26 protein-coding genes are annotated in these 25,729 nt (G+C 38.7%); 13 read left to right on the top strand and 13 right to left on the bottom strand.

What is annotated here, in order from left to right; translation table 11 throughout:
* The first annotated feature begins 89 nt into the window (after positions 1–89).
* Positions 90–419 (top strand): YuiB family protein, encoded by a 330-nt coding sequence (locus ACIQLB_RS15915; RefSeq protein WP_400727630.1) that lies wholly within the window; start codon positions 90–92, stop codon positions 417–419.
* Positions 420–781: 362 nt separating this feature from the next.
* On the opposite strand, the gene ACIQLB_RS15910 is transcribed toward ACIQLB_RS15915, so the two are convergent.
* Entirely contained in the window at positions 782–1,264 is a 483-nt protein-coding gene (locus tag ACIQLB_RS15910; protein WP_400727627.1) for a divergent PAP2 family protein, read from the bottom strand.
* Between the two features lie 114 nt (positions 1,265–1,378).
* Here ACIQLB_RS15910 and ACIQLB_RS15905 point away from each other — a divergent pair, with 114 nt between their 5' ends.
* From ACIQLB_RS15905 to cysI, 7 genes are all read left to right on the top strand, one after another.
* The gene (locus ACIQLB_RS15905; protein ID WP_400727624.1) at positions 1,379–2,887 is read left to right on the top strand and encodes a leucyl aminopeptidase; all 1,509 of its coding nucleotides are present in this window, start codon (positions 1,379–1,381) and stop codon (positions 2,885–2,887) included.
* Between the two features lie 67 nt (positions 2,888–2,954).
* Positions 2,955–3,131, top strand: coding sequence for a hypothetical protein (locus ACIQLB_RS15900; RefSeq protein WP_400727621.1), 177 nt, complete (start codon positions 2,955–2,957; stop codon positions 3,129–3,131).
* A 270-nt stretch (positions 3,132–3,401) separates the two neighbouring features.
* Entirely contained in the window at positions 3,402–4,178 is a 777-nt protein-coding gene (gene cobA / locus ACIQLB_RS15895) for a uroporphyrinogen-III C-methyltransferase (RefSeq protein WP_400727618.1), read from the top strand.
* A gap of 12 nt (positions 4,179–4,190) precedes the next feature.
* Positions 4,191–4,931, top strand: coding sequence for a sirohydrochlorin chelatase (locus tag ACIQLB_RS15890; protein ID WP_400727615.1), 741 nt, complete (start codon positions 4,191–4,193; stop codon positions 4,929–4,931).
* Complete coding sequence (locus ACIQLB_RS15885; protein ID WP_370042262.1) at positions 4,931–5,080, top strand: YezD family protein; 150 nt, start codon at positions 4,931–4,933, stop codon at positions 5,078–5,080. Before ACIQLB_RS15890 ends, ACIQLB_RS15885 begins: the two co-directional genes overlap by 1 nt.
* 74 nt (positions 5,081–5,154) lie before the next feature.
* Positions 5,155–6,936 (top strand): assimilatory sulfite reductase (NADPH) flavoprotein subunit, encoded by a 1,782-nt coding sequence (locus ACIQLB_RS15880; RefSeq protein WP_400727612.1) that lies wholly within the window; start codon positions 5,155–5,157, stop codon positions 6,934–6,936.
* Positions 6,937–6,953: 17 nt separating this feature from the next.
* Positions 6,954–8,675 carry an assimilatory sulfite reductase (NADPH) hemoprotein subunit gene (gene cysI, locus ACIQLB_RS15875; protein WP_400727609.1) on the top strand — a complete coding sequence of 574 codons (1,722 nt, stop codon included), beginning with the start codon at positions 6,954–6,956 and terminating at the stop codon, positions 8,673–8,675.
* A gap of 40 nt (positions 8,676–8,715) precedes the next feature.
* Here cysI and ACIQLB_RS15870 read toward each other — a convergent pair whose 3' ends face one another.
* The 4 genes from ACIQLB_RS15870 to ACIQLB_RS15855 are packed head-to-tail and all read right to left on the bottom strand — an operon-like array spanning position 8,716 to position 12,585.
* The gene (locus tag ACIQLB_RS15870; RefSeq protein ID WP_400727606.1) at positions 8,716–9,786 is read right to left on the bottom strand and encodes a sulfate/molybdate ABC transporter ATP-binding protein; all 1,071 of its coding nucleotides are present in this window, start codon (positions 9,784–9,786) and stop codon (positions 8,716–8,718) included.
* Between the two features lie 16 nt (positions 9,787–9,802).
* Positions 9,803–10,681 (bottom strand): sulfate ABC transporter permease subunit CysW, encoded by an 879-nt coding sequence (gene cysW, locus ACIQLB_RS15865; RefSeq protein WP_400727603.1) that lies wholly within the window; start codon positions 10,679–10,681, stop codon positions 9,803–9,805.
* 9 nt (positions 10,682–10,690) lie between these two features.
* Complete coding sequence (gene cysT, locus ACIQLB_RS15860; protein WP_400727600.1) at positions 10,691–11,524, bottom strand: sulfate ABC transporter permease subunit CysT; 834 nt, start codon at positions 11,522–11,524, stop codon at positions 10,691–10,693.
* Between the two features lie 11 nt (positions 11,525–11,535).
* Positions 11,536–12,585, bottom strand: coding sequence for a sulfate ABC transporter substrate-binding protein (locus ACIQLB_RS15855; protein ID WP_400727597.1), 1,050 nt, complete (start codon positions 12,583–12,585; stop codon positions 11,536–11,538).
* A 449-nt stretch (positions 12,586–13,034) separates the two neighbouring features.
* Between ACIQLB_RS15855 and ACIQLB_RS15850 the strand changes: the two genes are divergently transcribed.
* The 4 genes from ACIQLB_RS15850 to cysC all read left to right on the top strand — a co-directional run bounded on the left by ACIQLB_RS15850 (position 13,035) and on the right by cysC (position 16,721).
* A complete protein-coding gene (locus ACIQLB_RS15850) occupies positions 13,035–13,736 on the top strand; it encodes a phosphoadenylyl-sulfate reductase (RefSeq protein ID WP_400727594.1) in 702 nt (233 codons plus the stop codon).
* A gap of 12 nt (positions 13,737–13,748) precedes the next feature.
* On the top strand, positions 13,749–14,813 hold the full coding sequence (locus ACIQLB_RS15845; RefSeq protein ID WP_400727591.1) for a sulfate permease: 1,065 nt from the start codon (positions 13,749–13,751) through the stop codon (positions 14,811–14,813).
* 178 nt (positions 14,814–14,991) lie between these two features.
* Positions 14,992–16,131, top strand: a complete 1,140-nt coding sequence (gene sat / locus ACIQLB_RS15840) for a sulfate adenylyltransferase (RefSeq protein WP_400727588.1) — start codon at positions 14,992–14,994, stop codon at positions 16,129–16,131.
* Entirely contained in the window at positions 16,128–16,721 is a 594-nt protein-coding gene (gene cysC, locus ACIQLB_RS15835; protein WP_400727585.1) for an adenylyl-sulfate kinase, read from the top strand. Before sat ends, cysC begins: the two co-directional genes overlap by 4 nt.
* A 383-nt stretch (positions 16,722–17,104) precedes the next feature.
* Here the strand turns inward: cysC and mnhG are convergent, their stop codons facing one another.
* From mnhG to ACIQLB_RS15800, 7 genes are read right to left on the bottom strand one after another with little or no spacing between them, the layout of a single operon-like run.
* Positions 17,105–17,473: a monovalent cation/H(+) antiporter subunit G gene (mnhG, locus tag ACIQLB_RS15830; RefSeq protein WP_132361712.1), complete on the bottom strand. Its 369-nt coding sequence runs from the start codon at positions 17,471–17,473 to the stop codon at positions 17,105–17,107.
* Positions 17,457–17,738 (bottom strand): Na(+)/H(+) antiporter subunit F1, encoded by a 282-nt coding sequence (locus tag ACIQLB_RS15825; RefSeq protein WP_142510536.1) that lies wholly within the window; start codon positions 17,736–17,738, stop codon positions 17,457–17,459. Before ACIQLB_RS15825 ends, mnhG begins: the two co-directional genes overlap by 17 nt.
* Positions 17,735–18,214: a Na+/H+ antiporter subunit E gene (locus ACIQLB_RS15820; protein ID WP_400727581.1), complete on the bottom strand. Its 480-nt coding sequence runs from the start codon at positions 18,212–18,214 to the stop codon at positions 17,735–17,737. Before ACIQLB_RS15820 ends, ACIQLB_RS15825 begins: the two co-directional genes overlap by 4 nt.
* 4 nt (positions 18,215–18,218) lie before the next feature.
* The gene (locus ACIQLB_RS15815) at positions 18,219–19,706 is read right to left on the bottom strand and encodes a Na+/H+ antiporter subunit D (RefSeq protein ID WP_400727578.1); all 1,488 of its coding nucleotides are present in this window, start codon (positions 19,704–19,706) and stop codon (positions 18,219–18,221) included.
* Positions 19,699–20,040, bottom strand: a complete 342-nt coding sequence (locus ACIQLB_RS15810) for a Na(+)/H(+) antiporter subunit C (protein WP_142510534.1) — start codon at positions 20,038–20,040, stop codon at positions 19,699–19,701. The genes ACIQLB_RS15815 and ACIQLB_RS15810 overlap by 8 nt, the downstream gene beginning before the upstream one ends.
* Positions 20,040–20,462 carry a Na(+)/H(+) antiporter subunit B gene (locus ACIQLB_RS15805; RefSeq protein ID WP_400727575.1) on the bottom strand — a complete coding sequence of 141 codons (423 nt, stop codon included), beginning with the start codon at positions 20,460–20,462 and terminating at the stop codon, positions 20,040–20,042. Before ACIQLB_RS15805 ends, ACIQLB_RS15810 begins: the two co-directional genes overlap by 1 nt.
* Positions 20,449–22,863, bottom strand: coding sequence for a Na+/H+ antiporter subunit A (locus ACIQLB_RS15800; protein WP_400727572.1), 2,415 nt, complete (start codon positions 22,861–22,863; stop codon positions 20,449–20,451). Before ACIQLB_RS15800 ends, ACIQLB_RS15805 begins: the two co-directional genes overlap by 14 nt.
* Before the next feature lie 155 nt (positions 22,864–23,018).
* Between ACIQLB_RS15800 and ACIQLB_RS15795 the strand changes: the two genes are divergently transcribed.
* Positions 23,019–23,582, top strand: coding sequence for a DUF5366 family protein (locus tag ACIQLB_RS15795; RefSeq protein WP_400727569.1), 564 nt, complete (start codon positions 23,019–23,021; stop codon positions 23,580–23,582).
* Between the two features lie 94 nt (positions 23,583–23,676).
* Here the strand turns inward: ACIQLB_RS15795 and ACIQLB_RS15790 are convergent, their stop codons facing one another.
* Positions 23,677–25,527, bottom strand: coding sequence for a transglycosylase domain-containing protein (locus ACIQLB_RS15790; protein ID WP_400727566.1), 1,851 nt, complete (start codon positions 25,525–25,527; stop codon positions 23,677–23,679).
* Positions 25,528–25,729 lie beyond the last annotated feature (202 nt).

The raw sequence follows: 25,729 nt of genomic DNA, 5'->3' as shown, positions 1-25,729 counted from the left end.
TGACGAACAAGCGAAATCACGGATATGTTCATTGAAAGCGTTGTAGTAATCATGTAAACTAATGAGAGGAAAACGGAGGTTATACATACATGGATGGTCCAGTTTCATTAGTACAGTTAATCATTTCAATTGTGTTATTTTTCGTCATGTTCTTTGGTATCGGATTTTTATTGAATATGCTTCTGCGAATGACATGGTTAATGGCGATAGTGTATCCAATTGTTGTTATCTTTATTGTCGATGATGTAAGCTTTTTAGATTATATTTTCAAGCCAGGTTCCGCATTCCCAGCACTTTTAGATAAGTTACAAGCGCTGCAATTTGTAGATATTGCAATCTTATCTGGTGGCTTTGCCGGTTCAATAGTTGCGGGAATTGTCATGATTTATTTACGTAAAAGTGGATATCGAATGTTTTAACTTTTTTCAGCAGGTAAACATCCGCTGAAATAGAGGAACTCAGGCTAAGAACTTCACATCCTGTGAAAACGCCTGAGTGACCAACATCGTGTTGGCCTAAAGCCTCCGGCGGATGTCATGGAATCGGCTTTGTGCTAGCACAAAGCCGATTCCAGACGCAATTATGCCGAGGCATAATTGATCTTATTTCAGTGGGTGTCCAAACATCTGCTGATTTTTTTTTGAATTTTTCCGATAAATCTTGAAAAGTTTCCTATAAAATCACAAAAGTTTCCGATAAACTGTGAAAAGTTTCCGATAAATCACAAAAGTGTTCCGATAAATAAAAAAACACAGCCTCAACATGAGGATGTGTCTATATTTCACAAAATAAATTGGTATGTGATGATGGCGATAAAAACTCCCGTTAATGCTCCAAAAAATACCTCGCTCCGTTTATGGCCTAGCAATGTTTTTAGCTCTTCCATTTTTTCTTGCCCATCCAATTGTGGCCATTTTTTCAAATCATGAAGCAATGTTTGAAAGTCCTTACGCAGTTGATTTAATACAGCTGCATGTTGACCTGCCTGATAGCGTACTCCACTCGCATCATACATGACGATAAATGAAAACATAGCGGCTACGGCAAAAATTGGGGAATCTAATCCTGTTTCATAGGCAATAGAGGTTGTTAGTCCTGTTACGGAAGCGGAGTGTGAACTCGGCATACCCCCGGTGGAAGTAAATAATCCCCAGTTAATCTTTTTTGTCATTAAAAAATGAATAGGGATTTTTACAAATTGTGCAAAGAGAACTGCAAAAAGGGCAACGAGTAAAGGGGTATTTTGAAGTAAACTCATAATCATCACAACCTTCACTTATAATTGCTTTTATTATAACATTCATTATTTTCTAAAAGCCAAATATTACGCGTTTTCTGAAACTTAGGTATAATAGAATATTGAATGGAGGAATTTAACATGCATATTGTAAAAGAAGCAAAAACATATGAAACGATTTCTACTGAAATGTTAGTAGTAGGAGTCTCTAAACATCGTGAGCAAATGCAGGATTGGGCAAGCTTTTCATCATTTTACGGAGAATCCCTTGATGAGTGGATTGGTACAGGGGATGTATCTACTGAGCTAAAAAATGTTACGAAATTGCCATTCTTGAAGGGACACGCAAGTCTTAAACGCATTTTATTTGTTGGTTTAGATGAACGTAAAAACTTAACAGAAGGCGATGTTCGTGCAGCATTTGGATTGGTTGGTAAGGAATTAAAAGCGTTAAAGGTTAAAGAATATTCAATTTGGCTTGAGTCGTTTACGACAGAGTCGATTACAGTAACAGATGTTGCATTTTTAGCTGGTGAAGGAACAAGTCTTGGTTATTATTCAATTCCTCATTACAAAACAACATCAAATGAAGTAGATAAACGTATTGACGCTGTTCATCTTGTGACGACTGCTGATGATTTAGATGAAGTGGTAGCAAGCTTTGAAGTTGGCGCTATTTATGCAAATGCAGTAAATGAAGCGCGTAGCTTAATTAATTTACCACCAAACTTACTGACAGCGACAGACTTAGCTAATTACGCAGAGTCTCTTGCAGTCGAGTACGGTTTTGAAGTTGAAATTTTAGATAAAGCACAATTAGAGGAGCTTGGTATGGGTGGTATTTTATGTGTCAATCAAGGCTCCCTTGAAGAACCTCGTTTAATCACATTAAAATATAAAGCGACTGAAGATTTTGATGATCCAATTGGCCTTGTCGGCAAGGGGGTTACGTATGATACAGGTGGTTATTCTTTAAAGCCAAAAGATGCAATGGTAGGCATGAAGGGTGATATGGGCGGTGCGGCAGCAGTGCTAGGTGCCATGAAAATCATCGGTGAATTACGTCCTAATAAAAATGTCGTAGCAGTTATTGGTTCTACCGATAATATGGTATCTGGCACAGCATTTAAGCCGGACGATGTTATTACGACATATAGTGGTAAGACGGTAGAAGTTTTAAATACCGATGCAGAAGGACGTTTAGTATTAGCAGATGCTACTACATATGCTAAACAACAAGGAGCTACTTCCCTGATCGATGTTGCAACGTTAACAGGTGGAGTGATTACAGCACTTGGTATGGATAAAACAGGTGCACTTTCTAATGACGATGAATTCTTTGCTGCTTTCATGGAAGCTGCTCAGGAGACTGATGAATTTGTTTGGCGCATGCCTTTAACAGAAAATGATAAAAAACGAATTCGTAAATCCGACGTCGCCGATTTAAATAATTCTCCTGGTCGTGATGGACACATGATTTTTGGAGGAGGCTTTGTTGGTGAGTTTGTTGGTGATACACCATGGATTCACCTAGATATTGCAGGAACGTCAGATGCGATTGCTATACATGACTTAGGCCCAAAAGGTGGTACAGGTGTAATGGTACGTACACTAGCAAATTTTGTGCAACGTTTAGGAGAAGAAAAATAGAATAGGCGATAGACATGTGATATATGTATCCTCCTACATAAGATAGAGTAAAAAAGGGAGGAAGCTTATGACATTTTTCGGAGGTTATCCAGGAGGCTTTTGGGGTGGGCCGTTTTACCGACCATTCCCACCGTTTTACGGACCAGGGTTTTACGGACCACCGTTTTTCGGACCACCGTTTTTCAGACCGGGTCCATTTAGAGGTCCATTTAGAGGCCCATTTAGAGGTCCTCGTAGATTTTAATTTAAACAAAATAGATCTCAAAAAAACCAGATGTCAGCAAGTGACACCTGGTTTTTTCCTTTAATAGGGTAAATTTAAGAAAAATCATTTTCTAGGCATTAAATAAACTGTTGACAGAATATACTATATTATATATTATTCTTATTATATTACTAAGGATTAAATACGTAGCTGACTAGCAAACTAGAGGCTCAAATTATTCACAGACATTGCTCTGCCTATGAATAATTTGAGTCTTTTTTTCTATCTGACAAGAAGGAGTGAAATCAAATGGGAAAAGTTTTTATAGTGGGTGCTGGTCCTGGCGATGTGGATCTTATCACGGTAAAAGGATTGCGGTGTATCGAATGTGCAGATGTCATCCTGTATGACAGACTCATTAATAAGAATCTACTATCCTATGCTAAACGAGAGGCTAAGCTCATCTTTTGCGGTAAGCTACCTCAGCAGCACACCATGATTCAAGAGCAAATTAATCAATCACTTGTCAGCTATGCACAGCAAGGGTTGATAGTGACGAGATTAAAGGGAGGCGATCCATTCGTTTTTGGAAGGGGGGCTGAGGAAGCAGAGGTGCTAGCTCAGCATAATATTCCATTTGAAATTGTGCCTGGCATTACTTCAGGGATAGCAGCGCCTGCTTATGCAGGGATTCCTGTTACACATCGTGACTTAAGCTCAAGTTTTGCAGTGGTCACTGGACATATGAGAGAGGGCAAGGATGATGCCATTCGATGGGAAAGTCTAGCAAAGGGGATTGATACGATTGCTATTTATATGGGGGTTGGTAACCTTCCCTATATCCGTCAGCAGCTGCTTAAGTATGGGCGTGATCAAGAAACACCAATAGCGCTCATTCATTGGGGTACATTTTCTCAACAAAAAACAGTCACAGGTACTTTAAATAATATTGAAGAACTAGTGCAGCGAGAAAATATTCAAAATCCAAGCGTAATTGTAGTAGGGAAAGTTGTGACTTTGAGGGAAACAATTCAATGGTTCGAGCAAAACATTCCACAGCCACAGTTAGCAGAAATTTCTGTGTAAGGATGTGGGTTCATGCAAGCTATTTTATATATCGCTCATGGAAGTAGAGTAAAGGCAGGAGTAGAGCAAGCCATAACCTTTCTAAAGAGTGTACAACAGGAGATTGACATACCGATTCAAGAAATTAGCTTTTTAGAACTCGCGACGCCAACAATTGCTGAAGGTATAGCAAGCTGTATTAACCGAGGGGCTACAGCTATAGCCATCGTGCCTATTTTATTGCTAGCTGCACAGCATGCAAAGCACGATATTCCACGAGAGATTGATCAAGCAAAAAAACAGCATCCACAAGTGCGATTTACATACGGTGAGCCACTTGGTGTCCATGAACTATTAATTGATACAATACAGACTAGAATTTTAGAGGCAAGGATAACTTTTAGCAATGCAAGTGTTTTACTTATAGGTCGTGGGAGTAGCGATCCTGAGGTAAAGAGTGATTTAGCCAAAATTGCGGCAAGATTACGTGATAAATATGCTTATGAAGCTGTAGACACATGCTTTTTATATGGAATGGGTCCTACGTTTGAAGAATGGTTACAGCAAGAGAAGAATAGGACCAATCAAGTATTTATAGTGCCGTATTTGTTGTTTACTGGGATTTTGCGCCAAAGCATAACAAGGCGGTTACAAGATTATGAGAATAAGAACGTTATGTTATGTGAAAGTTTAGGCTATGACGACAATGTAAAGAAAGTTTTAGTGGAACGTATTTATCAATTATTAAGATTTACTAAGGAAGGTGTTTTGTAATGATAGATAAAAGGACTGAAAATGTAAATCTAGCATTAGATAATGTTCGCCAAATTTTAAATACTGTGAACCACGGATCAATTACATTGATAGTTCAAAATTCCTATGTGGTCCAAATTGAAAAGAAGGAAAAAATACGACTTCGATAACTTTTTTCAGCAATTGTTTTAGTCCGACAAATTATCAAGAGTAGAAAATGATACGAATACGTGAGGTGGCAAGATTGAAACTGCAAGTAGTAAATAGTCCATTTAATGAGGAGCAGGTAAAGCTATTAAATGAGCTGCTTCCTAAACTAACAGGGGAACAGAGGGTGTGGTTAAACGGCTATTTAAGTGCACCACTAGCAACTATTGATTCTGTTGTCGAAGAAGTAACGCCAATAACAAGCACCAAGACAGTGACGATTTTATATGGTTCACAAACAGGGAATAGCCAGGGATTAGCCGAAAAATATGCCTCAGCCTTGAAAGATAAGGATGTGGATGTGACCATTTCATCGTTAGCAACGTTTAAACCAAATAATTTAAAAAAGGTAACGAATCTTTTGCTCATTGTTAGTACACATGGAGAAGGGGATCCGCCTGATCAAGCGATACAGTTCTATGATTTTTTGCATAGTAAGCGTGCTCCTAAGTTAGAGCATCTTCATTATTCTGTACTAGCCTTAGGAGATAGTTCTTATGAATTTTTCTGTAAAACAGGAAAGGACTTTGATGAGCAACTTGCAAAATTAGGGGCAACTCTAATCATTCCTCGCACGGATTGTGATGTAGATTATGATGACACTGCAGCACAATGGTTCTCAGCTGTTCAGCAGGAGTTGCTGCAACAGAAGGATATAGCTGCTACATCGACTACACAAAATCAGACAACACAAGGAGACACTACATATTCTCGTAAAAATCCGTTTTATGCAGAAGTACTTGAAAACATTAATTTAAACGGCCGCGGATCAAACAAGGAAACACGCCATATTGAATTATCCATCGAAGGTGCAAGTTTCGATTTCGAACCAGGAGATAGTATCGGTATTCAACCGGAAAATGATGAAAAGCTAGTCGATGCTTTAATCACAGCGTTACAGTTTGATCCACAAACTGAGGTAAACGTCTTTGAAGAAACACTGCCATTAAAGGATGTATTGCAAAAAAAACTAGAAATTACAGTGTTGTCTAAGCCATTGTTACAAAAAATTGGTGCCTATACGATCCATCAGGAATTTACCAAGCTACTTGCAGACTCGGAATCCTGGAAGGACTATGTAAAAGGAAGAGATTTACTTGACGTTGTGGAAGACTTCACACCATTTATATGGGATGCGCAGCAATTTGTAGATTTACTACGTAAAATTCCAGCACGTCTATATTCCATTGCTAGTAGTCAAAAGGCAAATAGTGAAGAAGTACATTTAACAATTGGGAAAGTAAGCTATGAGACGAATGGACGTCAACGTCTTGGCGTTTGCTCCGGAAGCGTTGCAGAGCGTATTCAAATTGGTGAAACATTACCGGTATATGTTCATAAAAATCCGAACTTTAGATTACCAGAGCATGAGGACACACCGATTATTATGATTGGTGCTGGTACAGGTGTTGCCCCGTATCGTGCATTTTTGGAGGAGCGTGAGGAACTAGGCGTCGAAGGAAAAGCTTGGCTAATCTTTGGTGATCAACATTTTGTCACAGACTTTCTTTATCAAACAGATTTGCAGCGTTGGCTTACTTCAGGCACACTAAGTCAAATGCATGTCGCTTTCTCACGTGATACAGATAGAAAAATATATGTTCAACATAAAATTGAGGAAAATGCTGTTGCTTTTTATGAATGGCTAGAGCAAGGAGCTGTCATTTACGTCTGTGGTGATAAAAAATCGATGGCGGTTGATGTTGATGCAATAATCCATCGCGTTATTGAACAACAGGGACAAAAAACGCCAGAGGAAGCTAAAGCCTTTGTCAATGAGTTAAAACAGCAGAAACGCTATCAACGTGACGTCTATTAATAAAGGAGCGATAACAAATGACAGGGAAAATTATTTTACCTCCGCAACCAGGGAAACCTAGTGATGTAGAGCGTATTAAAACCGACAGCAATTATCTGCGAGGAACATTAGAGCGTACGATGAATAATCCATTAAGCTCAGGTATTCCAGAGGATGATAACCGTCTAATGAAGTTTCATGGTAGTTACTTACAAGACGACCGTGATCTTCGTAATGAACGTCAGCGTCAAAAGCTTGAGCCTGCCTATCAATTTATGGTGCGTGTACGTACAGCGGGCGGAGCAGCTACACCAACTCAATGGCTAGTAATGGACGAAATGGCGAGAAAGTATGGCAATGGCTCCTTAAAATTAACGACACGTCAGGCATTCCAAGTGCACGGCATTTTAAAATGGAACGTCAAAAAATATATGCAGGAAATTAATGAGGTGTTATTAGATTCTCTAGCTGCCTGCGGAGATGTGAATCGTAATGTCATGTGTAATGTGAATCCCAACCAATCCGCATTACATGAGGAAATCTATAATTGGTCTGCCAAATTAAGTGAGCATTTACTACCTAGAACACGAGCTTACCATGAACTATGGCTAGATGGTGAAAAGGTAGTTGACACTCAGGATGAAGAAATTGAACCTATATACGGTGCGCAATATTTGCCACGTAAATTTAAAATTGGTATTGCTGTTCCGCCAAGTAATGATGTGGACGTATTCTCACAAGATATAGGACTTATTGCAATTGTTGAGGAGGGTAAGCTAGTAGGCTTTAACGTTGCTGTTGGTGGAGGAATGGGCATGACACATGGCGATCATGAAACATACCCACAGCTTGCTCGTATAATTGGCTTTATCACACCTGACAAACTACTGGAAACAGCGGAGAAAATTATTACGATTCAGCGCGATTATGGGAATCGTTCGGTTCGTAAAAATGCACGTTTTAAATATACAATTGATGCAAGAGGACTTGAATGGTTTAACGAAGAACTAGCACGTCGTCTAGGCTGGGATATTCAAGAGGCTCGTCCATTTACTTTTAATCGAACAGGTGATGAGTTTGGTTGGATTAAAGGTACAGAAGGCCAATGGCATTATACATTATTTATTCAAAATGGTCGTATTAAGGACTTTGAAAATTATGAGCTTCTAACGGGATTACGTGAAATTGCGAAGGTGCATACGGGTGATTTCCGCTTAACGCCAAACCAAAATTTAATGATTAGTAATGTAACGCCGCAAAAGAAGAAAAAAATTGCTGCTATTATTGAGCAATATAACCTTACAGATGGAGCGCACTATTCTGCATTGCGTCGTAATTCGATTGCTTGCGTATCGTTACCAACATGTGGTTTAGCTATGGCAGAAGCCGAGCGTTACTTGCCTTCTCTTATTACAAAAATTGAAACAATCATCGATGAAGCGGGCTTAAACGATACAGAAATCGTTATTCGCATGTCAGGCTGTCCAAATGGTTGCTCGCGTGCAGCAATGGCTGAGATTGGCTTTATCGGTAAAGGTCCAGGGAAATATAATATGTATTTAGGAGCAAGCTTTACTGGTGATCGTCTCAATAAAATCTATCGTGAAAATATAGGTGAAGAGGAGATTTTAGCGGAGCTTCGTCCAATCCTTCTGCACTACGCGAAGGAACGTTCAGAGGGCGAGCATTTCGGAGATTTTGTTATTCGTGCTGGTTATGTAATAGCTGTTCACGACGGACGAGATTTTCATCATAAATAAACTAAGAGCCGTGTAGCAAGATATTTGCTACACGGCTTTTTTAAATGGAAAAATCTTCTGGTGTAAAGACTTTTAATTGCTTTGGTTTGACAAATACATGGTCACCAACCTTAAGCTGAAGATTAGTAAATTGTTCTTTAGTCAGTTCTGCCTCTAAAAATTCATCTATATCTTCACGACGTAGCTCAAGCTGCACGATAGGTCCGAGCAAGTGAATATGGCTTACTTTGACGGGGACGGTGCCAGATACGTTAGTTTTTTCAATATGAATATCATGGGGACGTACATAGCCTACTGCATGATCCTCTGTATGTTCCTGTACGTCAGGTACATCAATCGCTAATTCACCATGCATGAGCTTACCATTATGTAACCGTCCTTTAAAGAGATTCACATTACCTAAAAAATTATAAACAAAAGGACTCTTTGGGTTTGTGTATACGTCGTCTGGGCTACCAATTTGCTCTATCTTGCCGTTGTTCATCACGACAATTTGGTCTGCAACATCAAGTGCCTCTTCCTGATCGTGTGTGACAAAAATGCTTGTAATATGAAAATCATTGTGAAGCTTTCGTAGCCAACGACGCAATTCTTTACGCACTTTAGCATCCAGTGCTCCAAAAGGTTCATCTAATAAAAGGACCTTAGGCTCCACGGCGAGGGCTCTAGCAAGTGCAACACGCTGACGTTGCCCACCTGAAAGCTGAGTTGGGTAACGGTCAGAAAAATTTTCAAGTTTGACGAGTCGTAAAAGCTCCATCACTTTGTCCTTTATTTCTAATTTAGAAGGTCTTGTTTTACGGGGGCGTACTTTAAGACCATAAGCGACATTTTCAAAAACTGTCATATGGCGAAAAAGCGCATAATGCTGGAATACAAAGCCTACATTTCGCTCCTTTGGATGGCGGTCTATCATCGATTGACCGTCAAATAAAATCTCGCCAACATCTGACGTTTCAAGCCCAGCAATAACGCGTAGTAAAGAAGTTTTGCCAGAACCAGATGGACCGAGAAGTGCAACCAGTTCCCCTGATTGAATATGAAGTGAAACATCTTCTAAAGCTTGAAAGGAACCAAATTTTTTAGATACATTATTAATTTGAATGCTCATGTTGACAATACCTCCTTTAAACAGATGATTTTGATTTCCAAGCAACAATATCTTTAACGATAAGTGTAATAATGGCAATCACACTCATCAATGAAGCAACGGCGAAGGCTGCTGCAAAATGGTACTCATTGTATAAAATTTCAATATGAAGGGGCATTGTATTTGTCATTCCTCGAATATGCCCTGATACAACAGAAACGGCACCAAATTCCCCGATTGCCCGAGCATTACATAGTATAAGGCCGTACAATAAGCCCCATTTGATATTTGGCAATGTCACATGCCAAAATGTTTTAAAACCATTGGCACCAAGTGAAATGGATGCCTCCTCTTCAGAAATACCCTGTGTCTGCATAAGAGGAATTAGCTCCCGTGCAACAAAGGGCAACGTAACAAAGACAGTAGCAAGAACAATACCAGGCAGCGCAAAAACAATTTTAATGTCATGTTCAAATAGCCAATCCCCAAATAGTCCCTGTGAGCCAAATAACAAAATAAACACTAAACCTGCAATAACAGGAGATACTGCAAAAGGAAGATCAACGATTGTAAGTAATAGGTTTTTCCCTTTAAAGTTGAATTTTGTTAAAGCCCAAGCAGCCATAACTCCAAAGATTGCGTTTAAAGGTACTGCAATCGCTACGACTGTTAAGGTTAACTTAATAGCTGCCAATGCATCTGGATGTGTGATAGCTGCAATATATACGTCTACGCCTTTTTGAAAGGCAGTGAAAAAAATTGATACTAGTGGAAGCACAATAAAAAACACTAAAAAAGCTAATGCAATAAATGTTAGCGTATATCGGACAAAGCGTGGATCTTGTAAGGCAACAGACTTTGTCACTGCATTATTTTTCTCAGGTGCAACTTGCTGTATAAGTGTAGACTGTTCCATAAATACCTCCTAATGTACAAAGCGACGATTTGTGAGCCATTGTATGAAATTAATGCTAAATAATAGGATGAAGGACGTGACAAGCATTACTACTGCAATAGCGGTTGCACCAGCATAGTCATATTGCTCGAGCTTAGTCATAATAATTAATGGCGTAATTTCAGTCTTCATCGGCATATTCCCAGCAATAAAAACAACAGAACCATATTCTCCTAATGCACGTGCAAATGCTAATGAAAAACCTGTTAAAATAGCAGGGGCAAGCTCTGGCAAAATCACTTTACCGAAAGTTTGTAAACGAGTTGCTCCAAGACTAGCAGAGGCCTCCTCAACTTCAGTGCTAATATTTTGTAAGACAGGCTGCACAGTACGGACGACAAACGGTAGACCTATAAATGTTAGGGCAATAATGATACCAAGGGGTGTAAAGACAATTTTAAAATTGAAAAATTGACCAATCCAACCATTTGGTGCATAGAGCGATGTTAAGGTAATGCCTGCTACGGCGGTAGGTAAGGCAAATGGTAAATCGACAAGCCCATCAATGATTCGTTTAAACGGAAAGTGGTATCGTACAAGTACCCAAGCAATGATTGTGCCAAAAATAACATTTAGTAAACCAGCAGCGAGTGCAGTACTGAAACTTACCTTATAGGAAGCAACAGCGCGAGGAGCGGTCACAATATCAACAAACTCTGCCCAGCTTAAGGACATTGTATGAATAATAATCATCGATAGTGGCAATAAGACTAGCAAGCTAACATATAACATCGTAAAGCCCAGAGAAATGTGGAAACCTGGCATAATGCGTCGTGTTTTTTTATTAACAGTTAAACTACTCATGACATGCCTCCTTATTGAGGTACATAAATTTCATCAAATGTACCATCATCTTTAAAATGCTTCGCTTGTGCTTCTGTCCAACCACCGAAATCATTGATTGAAACAAGTTCAAGTTTAGGGAATTGCTCTTGATATTTTGCTAGAATTTTTTCATTTCGTGGTCGATAGTAATTTTTCGCAGCAATTTCTTGCCCACGCTTACTATATAAATGCTTTAAATAAGCCTCTGCTACTTCGCGTGTACCTTTTTTATCTACGATTTTGTCAACGATTGCCACGGGTGGCTCAGCTAAAATACTTAAAGAAGGTGTAATGATATCAAACTCATCACCAAATTCATGGAGCGATAAATAGGCTTCATTTTCCCATGTAATTAAGACGTCACCGATTTTACGCTCAACAAATGTTGTGGTAGCACCGCGTGCACCAGAATCCAGCACTTCTACATTGCTATATAAAGCGTTCATAAATTCTTTTATTTTTGTCTCATCGTTTTTATATAATTTCCCTGCATAAGCCCAAGCGGCTAAATAATTCCAACGTGCACCACCAGATGTTTTAGGATTTGGTGTGATGACAGATACATCGTCTTTAATTAAATCATTCCAGTCTTTAATACCCTTTGGATTACCTTTGCGTACTAAAAAGACAATAGTCGATGTATAAGGTGTAGAGTTGTTTTCAAATTTTGTTTGCCAATCCTTATTTAATAGGCCTCGAGCTTGGGCAATTTCATCAATATCGTAAGCTAGTGCTAGTGTCACAACATCTGCCTCTAGACCATCAATTACAGCTCGACCTTGTTTACCAGAGCCACCATGTGATTGTTTTATGGTTACATCTTGACCGGTTTCATCCTTCCATTTTTTTATAAAATCTTTGTTGAATTCCTCGTAAAGCTCACGTGTCGGATCATAAGATACATTTAATAGCTCTACAGGTTTTTTGGTATCCTGAGCACCTGTATCTTTTTCAGAAGAATTGCTACCACAACCTGTTAATGTCAGTGTTAATGCAGATATAAGTGCGAACGATTGGAAAAGTTGTTTCCTTTTTTTCATAATAAATCACTCCTTTTTTTGTCTAGAGAATACAAAAAGCCACCTACCAGTACGATTTATAATCGTCATAAGTAGATGGCCTTCAGATCCTCTGATCAGCGTTTTAGATTGGTTTGCTTCAAAGCTTAGTTATACATTAAACATATATTTCCTATTAGTCAACAAGGAATTAAAAAATAAAGTTTCTTTACCAAATCATCATCTGCAAGAATACAGTATAAAAATCTGGACTCATTGAAATGAATTTTTTTGTAAAAACCTAGTTGACTACTAGGTGTACTTTAGTATATATTGGGTAATAAGAAAAATGATTGTAGAACGAGGTAGGCAATACTAGTGAACAATCATTAAATAATAAGCTGGCTAGTCAAACTAGAGGCGTTTTAGCAAAGACATGTATATATATGTCTTTCGTTAGAACGCCTCTTTTTCGTTATGAGGAGGATTATATGCTAACATATGCAACTTGGCATGAGCCAACATTGAATTTTCAGGTAGACGAAACTTATAAGGCTGCACTAGAGGTTTTACAGTGGAGTTATGATGAATATGGTGAGGATATCGTCTATGCATGTAGCTTTGGGATTGAGGGAATTGTCTTAATTGACCTTATTTCAAAGGTGAAGCCTAATGCTACGATTATCTTTTTAGATACAGATGTTCATTTTAAGGAAACATATGAAACGATTGATAAAGTAAAAGAAAAATATCCGCAGCTGAACATTATTATGCAAAAACCAGCACTTACACTCGAACAACAAGCAGCTCAATATGGCGATGAATTATGGAGTTCCAATCCAAATAAATGCTGTGAAATTCGCAAGATTGTGCCGTTACATGAAGCGTTAGCGGGAGCAAAGGCTTGGATTTCAGGCTTGCGTCGTGAACAATCACCAACCCGACAAAATATGAACTTTATCAATCCTGACGATAAATTTAAATCTATTAAAATTTGTCCACTCATTCATTGGACATGGAAGGATGTCTGGCGGTATGTTTCAAAGCATAATTTGCCGTACAATCCATTGCATGATAAAGGCTATCCAAGCATTGGCTGCGAGCATTGTACAAAACCAGCATTTACAATGGATGATTTACGTTCAGGCAGATGGCAGGGGTCTGGTAAAACTGAGTGTGGATTACATGAGTAAAGGAGTTTTGCCATGCTTGAATATGTAGCAATAGCGATTAGTTTATTTTTTGCGATGAATATTGGTGCTAGTGGGGCGGCAGCCTCAATGGGAGTCGCTTACGGAGCAGGTGCCATCAAAAAAGCTTGGCAAGCACTGCTCATTTGCTCAGTGGGTGTTTTTACCGGGGCAGTTCTTGGAGGTGGAGAGGTTGTAAAAACAATTAGCTCCGGCATAATGCCACAGGAGTACATTACCGTAAAGATTGTCATTATTATTTTGATTTCTGCGACAAGCTCACTATTTATCGCTAATCTTTTAGGCATCCCATTATCGACGAGTGAAGTGACAGTAGGAGCAGTTGTAGGTGTAGGGATTGCCTATAAAGTGCTATATATTAAATCATTGCTTGTCATCGTATCATTTTGGGTAATAGTGCCAATCATAGCGTTTGTCATTGCATTTGTCTTTGGGAAGTGGCTGTATAAATTACGAGTCAAGGGCTTGTTAAAAGATCATCCAATATTAACGATTCTTCTTGTATTTGCTGGATTTTTCGAAGCATTTTCAGCAGGGATGAATAACGTAGCAAATGCAGTTGGACCTCTTGTTGGTGCAGGAATGATGAGTGTAACAACTGGAATATTGCTTGGTGGGGCATTTGTGGCGCTTGGCGCGATGCTGCTAGGAAAACGAGTGCTTGAAACTAACGGTAAAAAAATTATACGCTTTGAGAAGGCAGAAGGGATACTAATATCGAGTACAGGTGCACTCCTAGTCAGTATAAGCTCTATCTTTGGGCTTCCCGTGCCTTTAACACAAGTAACATCCTCTTCAATTATCGGAATGGGGATGGCCAAAGACGGGAAACAAATTTTCCATAAGCATATTGTGAAAAAAATAATCCGTATTTGGATTGTCTCGCCAATCCTTTCATTAGCCATCTCCTATTTTTTAGTACAGCTATTTTTAGAGAAAGATTTCTATGCCATCGTATTAATTGGCAGTATTATTGTTGGAACACTTGGTGTCATTAGCTTAATGCGAACAATGCGTGAAGAAGAGCGCTCAATATACGATGCGGGTGAAGGAATTTAAATACCTGGATTACATTTTGAAGGGGAGCTGATCAAATCAGAGGTAAACCCGATCACTTTTGAAGTGAAGCCGATCAATTGCAGAAGCCTCAATTTGCCTAAGATGAAAAATCAATAAAATGCGCAAATAAACTTAAATATAAAACTAAGTATTTCAAAAAAATTAGGAGGAGATTTTGATGAGTTTACAACCACATGGTGGACTATTAGTGCAAGCCTTTAATCCAGAGAAGGATGTAACGCATATAAATAAAGTTATTGAGCTTGATGCCATTGCACTTAGTGATTTAGAGCTAATTGCTATCGGTGGTTACAGTCCGGTTGAAGGCTTTTTAACGCAGGAAGATTATGAATCAGTAGTTGAACATACACGTTTAGCGTCAGGCGTGGTATGGAGTATTCCGATTACATTACCTGTAACAAAGGATGTAGCGGCAACATTGCAGCAGGGTGATGAGGCAAAATTAGTATATGGTGATGCTGTTTATGGCGTTATTGAAGTTGCTGATATTTATGAGCCAAATAAACGGAAAGAGTCATTGTTAATTTACGGCACGGAGGATTTACAGCATCCTGGTGTTAAAAAGATGCATGAACGTCCAAGTATTTATGTGGGCGGAAAAATTACATTAGTAAAACGTCTAGAGCAAAAGTTCCTAGCCTATTCATTTGATCCGTTTGAAACACGCCAGCTTTTTGCAGAAAAGGGCTGGAAAACAATTGTTGGCTTCCAAACACGGAATCCTGTGCACCGAGCACATGAATACATTCAAAAGGCAGCACTTGAAACAATTGATGGGTTATTTTTAAATCCACTAGTTGGAGAAACGAAATCAGACGATGTTTCAGCCGCAATACGCATGGAAAGTTACGAAGTTTTACTAAAAAATTATTATCCTGAAAATCGTGTGCAATTAGGTGTGTTTCCAGCTGCGATGCGTTATGCAGGACCAAAGGAAGCTATTTTCCATGCACTTGTACGAAAAAATTATGGCTGTACGCACTTTATTGTTGGGCGTGACCATGCAGGTGTTGGCGATTACTATGGTACATACGATGCACAAAAAATCTTTGAACAATTTACGGAAGATGAATTAGGAATTATTCCATTAAAATTTGACCATAGCTTCTATTGCAACAAATGTGAGGGCATGGCAACGACGAAAACTTGTCCACATGAAAACTCAGCGCATGTCATTTTATCGGGTACTAAGGTTCGTGAAATGTTGCGTAATGGCGAAGTGCCTCCAAGTACATTTAGTCGTAAAGAGGTTGTGGATGTATTAATTAAAGGAATGCGTCAGGAGGTTATAAAGTGAGTTCAAACATCGTTTGGCACGAAGCGTCTATTACGAAAGAGGAGCGTCGTACACAAAACAAGCATCAAAGCTTTATTTTATGGTTTACCGGTTTATCAGCATCTGGAAAATCTTCTGTGGCGAATGCATTTGCACGCCGACTCTTTGAACGTGGCAATCAAGCATTTGTCTTAGATGGTGATAATGTTCGCCATGGCTTAAATAAGGATTTAGGATTTGATGAAGCTGGTCGAAAGGAAAATATACGACGTATTGGAGAGGTATCGAAGCTTTTTGTGGAAAATGGACAAATTGTTCTAACTGCTTTTATTTCACCTTACCGAGAAGATCGTCAAGTTGTCCGTGAGCTTGTGGAAGCAGGGGAATTTATAGAGGTCTATGTGAAGTGTTCTGTTGAGACGTGTGAAAAGCGTGATCCAAAAGGTCTTTATAAAAAAGCACGTAATGCGGAAATTCCTAACTTTACGGGTATTAGTGCGCCATATGAGGAACCAGAACGTGCAGAAATTATTTTAGATACAGAAAATTACTCAATAGACGAATGTGTTGAACAGCTAACGAGTATTTTATTTTCTAAAGGATATATTTAACTTCTTTCAGCGGGTGTCCAAAAATCCGCTGAAATAGAGGAACTCAGGCTAAAAACTTCACATCCTGTGAAAACGCCTGGGTGACCAACCTCGTGTTGGCCCAAAGCCTCCGGCGGATGTCACGGAATCGGAAAGGAGTTCACAAAGGATGTTAGCCTAAAATCATCGCATCCATGCGATAACGGCTAACTGACCTGCTTCGGTAAAAACGCCACGTCCTGTGGCATTACCGAAATGACCGACATCGTTTCGGCCCTCCTGCAGGCCTAAGTACAAAGCCGATTCCAGACGCAATTATGCCGAGGCATAATTGATGTTAGAAAATATAAAAAAGATCTGCTCGATTTATTAATCGAGCAGATTCTTTTGTCTTTGTCTAAAAGTTATTTAATGCCTTGTTCTTTTTTCATCCGGTCAATTTCAGGTCCAAGCTCGTCGTGTATTGTGCCTTTCCAAGGTTTTACGCCAGCGATGTATGAGGAGCGAGTCATAATATGCCCTCCAACAGGACCTGTGATGAACAGGAACAGTATACCAAGCAAAATGCGGGGATTAAAGTGATCTTCAATAAGCCAGAAATGAAAGAATACGCCAATGAGTACGCACATGACACCGAGCGTTGCACTTTTCGAAGCAGCGTGAGCACGTGTATACAAATCAGGTAAACGGACAAGACCAATGGCTGTCACGACAATAAATAGCACCCCTACAGAGATGAAAAAGATAACTAAACTATTAGCGAGAATTGTCACGTTTAATGATATCTCCTTTCTCTATGAATTTAGAGAAAGCAACAGTACCGATAAACGATAAAATCGCTAACAATAATATAATCTCTAGGAAGAAGCTTGTTTCAACCAGTACTGAAAACAGTCCAATTAGCGAGATGACTGATACACCTAATGAATCCAATGCTACCACACGATCGGATGCAGAAGGTCCTTTAACCATTCGATAAATGACTGCAATCATTGATAAGCAAATCACTACAATCGAAGCAATAATAAACGTTGTCATGATTTACTCACCTCCAAAATCGCTTTCTCAAATGAATCTCGAATTGCTGTAATGGCTTCATCGACATCACTAATGTCGATCGCATGCACATACAAAGTTCTTGCATCATCTGATACGTGCACTACTACAGTACCAGGTGTTAACGTAATGAGACTCGATAATAAAGTAATTTCCCATTCTTCTGTTAAAACAGTAGGATAGGCAAAGAACGCAGGCTGCATATCCAACTTTGGCTTTAAGACCACTTGAAGAACTTGTATATTCGCTAACACTAACTCCTTTAAAAAGAGTAAAGTCAGTTTAATGATTGCCCATATACGGTAGACGTAAAGACGGGCAGTAAAAAATCTACGCATAATAATGAGTAATACAATACCGAGAATGAACCCAATGATAAAACCTGTTGCTGTATAATTAGAAGAAAGGAACATCCAAACGAAGGCAAGTACAACATTTAAAATAATTTGAAATGCCATATCTCTAATCCCCCTTCATTACAGCATCTATATAAATAGATGGATCACTTAATAGTTTTGCTGCATCGTCCATAAATGGAGTAATCCATTCAGAGCCTACACCATACGCTACAGTAATGAGCACTAAAAGAACAGTAGGCACAAATAGTGTGTTGTAGACTTTTTTATCGACAGTACCCGTTGTTTTTTTTTCTTCACCCCAAAAGGCATAAAGGAAAATACGAATAACAGACAATAAAACGAGAAGAGACGAAGCTAAAATAAAAATACTGCTCCATTTACTGCCTGCTTCAAAACCTCCCTGTACAATTAATAGCTTTCCAACGAAGCCACTAAGTGGAGGTATCCCTGCTAAACCAAATGCTGCAATTAAATAGCACCAACCGAGAGCGGGATATTTATTCATAAGACCGCCCATTTTTCGTAAATCAGATGTACCCGTAATGTAGATGATTATACCTATTAACATAAAGAGCGCTGCTTTTATAAGCATGTCATGAATTAAATAGAACATGGCACCTTTTAGGGATATTTCATTCATTTGAGATACACCGAATAAAATAACACCTACAGCAATGACAATATTATAGATAATGATGAGCTTCACATCATGGTAGGCAAGTGCACCGATACAGCCCGCAATAATTGTTGCAACTGCTAGTGCCATCAGTAGATCATGTGTATACGATAAATCATGAACAAAGAACAATGTATATGTTCGAGTAATCGCATAAATACCAACCTTTGTTAGAAGTGCACCAAATAGCGTTAGCACTGGTATTGGAGCTGCCGCATAAGAAGTAGGCAGCCAGAAGTATAGTGGGAAAATAGCTGCTTTTAACCCAAATACCATTAAAAATAGTACAGCTATAACAGTAACGATACCTGGCTGATTAATTTCTGCAATCTTTACTGCAATATCTGCCATGTTTAAAGTACCTACTACAGAGTATAGGTAGGCAACTGTAATAACAAAAAATGCAGATGAAATAACATTAATTAAAATATATTTAATTGAACCTTTAAGCTGTCCTTTTTCGCCCCCAAGAACAATGAGTAGATAAGAGGCCATTAACAATACCTCGAAGAACACGAAAAGGTTAAAAATATCACCTGTCGTAAATGCCCCGTTCACCCCAGTTAAAATAAACATAATCCCAGGATAATAGAAGAAGCGTTCACGTTCCTTTGTGATGGAACCAAAGCCATACCAAACAACAAAGAGGGCAATCAGCAGCGATGTTGTGACAAGCAGTGCGGATACCATATCAGAAACCATTGTAATGCCATATGGCACAGGCCAATCTCCGAATGTCACCTTTTGGATACCGTCATTTTTCACCTTTAAAAGCAGTGAAATGGCTGATGTAAGTGCGAGCCCTATACCAAGTAATGCGAATGAACGTTGGTATTTTAAGTTTTTTTGCCCAAACATTAAAATCATACCGAAGAAGAACGGAATGATAATCGGCAGTAGAAGGAAGTTATTCATCCTCATCACTTCCTCTCATTAAGCTTATATCATCTGTCTCGAGCTCCTGATAAGAACGGTAAGCAAGTACGAGGAAGAAAGCTGTTACCCCAAAACTAATAACAATCGCTGTTAAAATAAGCGCCTGTGGTAATGGGTCTGCAAAAGTTTTTGCCCCTTCCTTTAAAACAGGTGGTGCTTCTCCACCTAGCCCGCCCATCGTTAAAATGAGAAGATGAGCGCCGTGACTTAAAAGGCCTGTCCCGATAATAATACGCAATAAGCTTTTGGATAAGATTAAATAAACCGCTGCCATAAACAGAAAGCCTATGACAAACGCCATCATTATTTCCATTATTCATCCTCCCCAATCGTTTGAATAATGGTCATCGTAACGCCGACAACAACCAAATAGACACCGCTATCAAAAAGCATAGCCGTGTGTAATGACTGTTTGCCTAGAAGCGGTAAATCGAAATAATCAAAGAAATGTGTGAAAAACGGTTTACCTACAAACATTGGGAAAGCGGCTGTTGCAAGTGCTAGTAGTAAGCCAATTGCTGTTAAATACGTATAATTTATAGGTAAAACCTTACGAACTGTATTTAAATCAAAGGCAAGGACTAAGAGCACGATGGCACTTGATGTTAAAAGTCCGCCTACAAAGCCGCCCCCAGGTGTGTAATGACCAGCAAGAAAAATATGAATGGAGAAGAAGAAAATAATGAAGAACACAAACTTTGTTGTAAATTGTAAAATCACATCATTTGTTTTCATGTGTTTTCTCCTTTCTATTCATGCGTAGCTTAATCATTGCTAAAATGGCCATTCCAGCAATAGCTAGCACTGTAATTTCAAATAATGTATCAAAGCCACGGTAGTCTACTAAGATAACGTTAACAATGTTTCCACCGCCGGCTTTTGAATAAACGGTTTCTTCATAATACTTCGAAATAGTTGGAATCAATTTTTGCGAATGTGCGGACAGTGCTAAAAGCGTAACCATAACACCGACTGCAATGGAAACAATCGCTCGATTTAATTGGAATCTCATCCGTTCTTCTCGTTTTCCAAGCTTAGGTAGATGGTAAAATGCCATTAAAAATAGCGCAACAGAAATCGTTTCAATGACAAGCTGTGTTAATGCTAAATCAGGAGCATTAAAAATAACGAAGAATAATGCCACTGTGTAGCCCACAGCGCCAAGACCTATAATCGCTGTTAAACGTGACTTTGCTAAAATTGTAATGGCCGTTCCAATTAGTAAAACCACAACTAAAATAATCTCGTATGGATTAATAGGAGCAGTATTTTGGAATGAGACTGTAAAGGCATTCTTCACAAATAAAGAACCGATTACAATCGCCGCAATGCTACTAAACATATATAGCAGGTAGTGACGCATAGAGCCTGTCATATAAAGACGTGATACACGATTTAATCCAACATCTAGTCCGAGCATAATTTTGTCGTATGCATTATTTAACGTTAAAGCTCGAGGGAATTTTTGATAAATGCCCTGCCATTTCGGTAACGATACAAACAATAGAACCCCAACAAGTACTATGCCAAATGTCATGAGTAATTCAGGTGTAATTTCACCATGCCAAGCTGCCACATGAATATCAATATCCTTTGGAGAATCATATAAGAATGGCTGAATAGCTTGTACTGCTGGCTTTACAAAAGTATCCCCAACTAGGTTCGGAATAAAGAATATTGTTACGACTAATGCTGCTAAAATCATCGGCGAAATCAGCATGCCAATCGGTGCCTCGTGAGGTTTATGAGGTAATTTTTCTGGTTTATATTTACCAGTAAATGTTCTGAAAACAAAATAAAAGCTATAGACAAATGTAAATATACTAGCAATCCAAGCGACAATCGGGAAGAGTGCTCCCCATGTATCAAAGCCGAAAAATTCAAAATTTTGCAGTGCAAGCATTGCAGTTAAAAACATTTCCTTACTTAAGAAGCCGTTAAATGGCGGTAGACCAGCCATTGATAAGCTTCCGACTGCCGCGACTGTAAAGCTAAGCGGCATAATACTCATTAAGCCACCGAGTTTACGAATATCACGTGTACCTGTTTCATGATCGACAATACCTGCAATCATGAATAGGCTTCCTTTAAACGTTGCATGGTTGATCAGGTGGAAAATAGCCGCAAAGGCAGCAAATTTAATAGTATCTGTTGCCCCATTGCCATGAAACGCTAAAGCACTAGCGCCGAGCAATGACATAATAAGTCCAAGCTGACTCACTGTAGAGAAAGCAAGGATTCCTTTTAAATCTGTTTGCTTCACTGCAAAGAACGAACCCCAGAATAGCGTTAAGATACCTACGCCTGTAACGAGCCATACCCAAAGTTCAGAAACAGCGAAAATCGGTGTAAAGCGTGCAACTAAATAAATACCTGCCTTTACCATTGTTGCAGAGTGAAGGTATGCACTTACTGGTGTTGGCGCTTCCATTGCATCTGGTAACCAAATGTAGAATGGGAATTGTGCAGATTTCGTAAATGCTCCTAGAAGTATTAAAACGAGCGACCAGGTGAACAGCGGATGCTGCACTAAACTAGGTGCTATGACAATAAGTTCACGGATTGAATACGTTCCTCCCATTAAATAAAGAAGGATGAATCCTCCTAACATCATTAAGCCGCCACCGACTGTAATCATCATTGACTTAAGTGCACCAAATCGAGAGGCATCACGGTTATACCAATAGCCGATCAGTAAAAATGATGAAATAGATGTTAGCTCCCAAAAGAAGTACAGAGAAATTAAATGATCTGACTGTACTACTCCTAGCATTGCGGTCATAAATAATAATAGGTAAACATAAAAATTATGTAATTTTTCTTTATGTTTGTCTAAGTAAAAAATAGAGTAAAGTACGACCAATGAGCCAATTCCAGTAATCAGTAGTGAGAATAGCAAGCTAAGTCCATCTAAATAAGAAACGATGGAAATATCAAGCGATGGAATCCAAGGAAGCTCTTGAAGAAATACTTTACCATCTGCTACTTTTCCGATATAAGATGCGTAAATAATCGCGAGTGTAGCAGGTACTGCAAGAACAAACCAGCCTGTGTGAATATTTTTAATGCTTTTATATAAAAGTGGCACAAATATTGCAGCAAGCATCGGAATGAAAATATAAAGTACTTGTAACAAAAAAATCCTCCTTTATGCAGGTAAGTATGATAAGTATAACGCACTTTTTGTATGAATGCATATGCACTCATAGGATTTAGCTTGCGATAGTGGAAGAATTTTGGCTATATTATAAATAGGAAGTTATCAAGAAAAAATAGAGGAAAAAATTTTTTATGAAGAACCCTTATATTTATGGTTATCTACCATTAATTACAATTTTATTGTTTAGTTTGACATTTGGGATGTATGCTGTAAGTGAATCGTTGCAAGTTTTTCATGCAATAGGTGTGTATTCCGGCATGCGGGAGTTTTTATCCGATTTTGAGCTTCGTATTTTTTTGCTAATTGTCTTTGCTGGGATCTTTTTTATGCTATTTTCAGCATTGAAATTAGTAGGAGAAACTATTCATGAGCTAGGAATGTTATTTTTCTCCAAGGATAATGATGGTGCGACAGTTAATCAAGCACGAGGCGGATACATCATTTTGTTGGTTGGTGCAATCTGTTCAGCATTTGCTATTCAATTTATTTACGTTTTAGTAGGTATTTTTATCTTAACCGTTTTTATCTATTTTATTTACCTTATCTATAAAATGAGTCATTTTATGTCGATGGGTGGAACGATTGGTTTATTAGTATTTGAGCTTTTTATGTGGACTATACTATTATCGCTATTAGTTTATGTTGTTTTAAAATTGTATAATGGCATTTTGGCAAGCTTACCGTTTGCTCATTAAACGCCACGGTTTACATTTCATAGTAACGTTAAACAATGAAAGGAGCAGCCCTAGAGTGAAGAATTTCACTCAAGGCTGCTCCTTTTAGTTTGCTTTATTCCAGTAGAACATTAAATAGCTTGTGATGAATCTTATACGCTTCTAATCTCTCCATAGATTGTGGCTTATCGTATCCAAGCCAGACTGCTGCAGTGTATTCATCATTTAATCCAGCGAGCCAGTAGTCACGATAGTTGTTAGTTGTTCCCGTTTTGGCACCGACATAGTTACTTCTATTATAAACGCCTTGTCCTGTACCTTTTGTAACAACATCTGCAAGCATCGAACGCATATACTTAACAGTTTTCGGTGACCAAATTTGATCGCGTTCTGAATCCCAGCTGTAAAGTTCCGTTCCATCAGCTGTTGTCACTTTACGAATGCTATGAGCGAGTACATATGAGCCGTCTATAAAGCTTGTATAGGCGTCTGCTAGCTCAAGTGCTGTAACACCATAGGTTAATCCTCCCAAAGAGGCAGCATAAGTATGGTCTTTTGCCACGATGGAGCGGAAGTGAAAGCGATCTAAATAACTAAAGGCTGTGTCAATTCCGACTGTGTTAAAGAGACGGAGAGCCGATGTATTGTAGCTATATTGAAATGCTACTCGAATTGGTATATCACCGTATTTAAAGCCGCCATAGTTTTGTGGACAAAATGAGCCGACACAATAACTGCCACCACTAACTATAGAATCAGGTGTGTGTGCTGTCGTTTCAAAGAAAGGAGCATATACCGCTAGTGGCTTAAAAGCAGAGCCTGGCTGACGCGTACCTTGAAAGGCACGATGATAACCAAACTTTTCATAGTTTTTCCCAGCATAAAGACTAACAACTTCACGGGATTTATTATCAATAACTGCTCCAGCTGCTTGTAATTTACCTGAGCCTAGAAGTGCAGTCATTTTTTCCTCATCATGTGCTTGTTTGTCTGGATTAAGCGCAGTATATATCGTTAATCCATTTTGGAATAACGTATTGAGTCGATTGTCTAGCTGCGCTTTGATTTTTTTCTTTTCTTCCTCACTTTGAGTGTTTGCAAGACGATCTGAATAGCCTTCTTTTTCTGCAACTAACCATCTAAGCTCTTGCAGGACGTAAGTGCTGTACATAGGGTAGCTTTGAGCTTTATTCTTTACATTTAATGTAATAGTTTCGGTTTTATATGTAATAGCTTCTTCTTTTGTTATAGCGCCACTCGCTGCGAGTGTATCTAATAACCGTTCCTGTCTCGCCTTTGTTTTCTCAAAGTTTTTTAAAGGATTATACAGTGAGGGGTTATTTGGAATGGCAGCAATAAATGCAATTTCAGCTATAGATAGTTCTTTGAGTGGTTTTTGAAAATAATAGGTAGCTGCTCCACCAATTCCATAAACTTGATTGCTAAAATAGGCTTCATTTAGATACATCGTTAAAATCTCGTCTTTATCAAATTCCTTCTCAAGCTCATAGGAGTAAAAAATCTCTGTTAATTTTCGTTCATATGTTTTTTCGTCAGATAAATAACGCATACGAACGAGCTGTTGTGTAATAGTGCTAGCACCTTGAGAAGTTGAATTTTTGCTTGAGTTAGCAACAACTGCACGGACGATGGCACTTAGGTCAAAGCCGATATGCTCATAAAAATGAGCGTCCTCACTTGAAATGAAAATTTCCTGGGCAATTTTTGGGATTTCCTGTAATGTTAGAGGTTGCCGCCATTCGACATATTCCTCGCTAAATGTATTGCCGTTTCGATCTATAAGTGTTACTGGAAGCTGTGGCTGTACTTCCGGTAAATGAATAGCGCCAGCAATTTGCTCCTCATGCGCTTGTGCCGCATTAATTTCTGTCCTAATGTTTGTAGTAATCCACCAAAGGACAGGTAAGGATAGTAAAATGATAAAAAAACCAAAAGCCTTTTTCATGTGTGCCTCCACTCTAAATATGAGTCACTCAACAGAATAACATAATTTGGATAGTTTCCAAATACGCGTTCCGACCTATTTGTATTTATCAAATAATTTTGCCATGAAGTTGGAGATGACGTTTGTTAAAACGTATGCAATATATAGGTTGATGTGCAACTGCTTGAGGATTAGCGATAGAGGAACGAAGGCTAATAGCATC

Origin of the sequence: Lysinibacillus sp. NPDC092081, from assembly GCF_044755845.1 — a bacterium.
Lineage (GTDB): Bacteria > Bacillota > Bacilli > Bacillales_A > Planococcaceae > Lysinibacillus.
Note: the sequence above shows the minus strand (reverse complement) of the source record. Positions and strands in the feature narration are given on the sequence as shown.